The following is a 579-nucleotide window of genomic DNA, read 5'->3' on the forward strand; positions in this document are numbered from 1 at the left end:
CGTCACGCGTGATCGCGCCTATCGCGACAGCAACGGCGACGAGGGGTTTTCCGCCATTGTTCTAGGTACGGGCAATGCCGATGCCGACCATGCACGCTATGTCGATGCCGGCATCTCGGCGGGAGACATGCTGGGTTTTTCGCGCGCTTTCACCGACCCGGCCGGCAAGAGCGACATCGCATCGTTCAAGCTCGCTTTCGCGGCCGGAGCCAAAGCCACGGACGCCTTCCTGTTTGCCTGCGAGCGGGTCAACGCGCCTGATGTCGACCGCGCGGCTTTGCAGGCCCACGCCAACGGCGCGACCGGAATTGTCGAGATCTTGGCGGTCAGCGATGCGCCTGGAAAGCAGCATGAGTTGATTTCTATCTCGGTGGATAATCCGGCCGCCGAAAGGCAGGGCGGCATGTTTTCCCTGCCGAATGCAGATTTGAGCGTGCTTGACCGCGCGGCTTTCACCGCGCGCTTTGGCCTGCCGGCCGGCGCGCCGACAGATCTACGCTTCGCAGCGGTGGTCTTTTCGGTTCGGAACGCCAATGTGACATCGAGGCTGCTTGCGGCCAATTCCATCCAACACGATAT

Annotated in this window: 1 protein-coding gene; it reads left to right on the top strand. The window is 62.2% G+C overall.

The annotated features are described in order from the left end of the window. On the top strand, positions 1 to 579 hold a 579-nt coding region (locus EN884_RS37945), incomplete at both ends, for a VOC family protein (protein WP_128361231.1).

It is taken from the genome of Mesorhizobium sp. M7A.F.Ca.AU.001.01.1.1 (assembly GCF_004022735.1).
Classification (GTDB): Bacteria; Pseudomonadota; Alphaproteobacteria; order Rhizobiales; family Rhizobiaceae; genus Mesorhizobium; species Mesorhizobium ciceri.